Source organism: Paraburkholderia sp. JHI2823, from assembly GCF_038900695.1.
In the GTDB taxonomy this organism is placed as follows: Bacteria; Pseudomonadota; Gammaproteobacteria; order Burkholderiales; family Burkholderiaceae; genus Paraburkholderia; species Paraburkholderia mimosarum.
On record NZ_JAYMRY010000324.1, the window covers coordinates 1 to 406 of the forward strand.

General features: G+C 58.6%; 1 pseudogene. It reads right to left on the reverse strand.

The features are described from left to right. A pseudogene (locus VSR34_RS38840) lies at positions 1-381 on the reverse strand (IS110 family transposase); the annotation flags it as partial. Between the last annotated feature and the right edge of the window lie 25 nt (positions 382-406).

Below are 406 nucleotides of genomic sequence, written 5' to 3' on the forward strand. Positions count from 1 at the left end.
GTACAGTGCGGCGCGCACATCGAAAGCGAATCCATTCGGCTGCTGTTTGCGATGCCGCGGCGCAGGCAACGATGTGCAGGCAGGCTCGGACGCCTGCCACTGCCTTAGCGCGAACTCAATCCGTTCATCGCATTGCGCGACCTGAGTCTGATAAAAATCGTACAGTGCTAGCGCCTGGGTGAGCTCGAAGACGTGCTCATCCTGATAGTTGCCGATCAGCGCGTTCTGGATGGTCTGGATCGACGTCTTGCAGCGATAGTCGCGGTGTCGGGCAAGTACTTCGGCATTGCGCTCACCGGCGACGATGGCGCGGATGATTTTCATGCCCGTGAGGCCGGTGACGTCGCGCACGACATGATGCAGTTGCAGGTTCATCTGCATCAGGGCTTTCTGCATGTGCTGGATA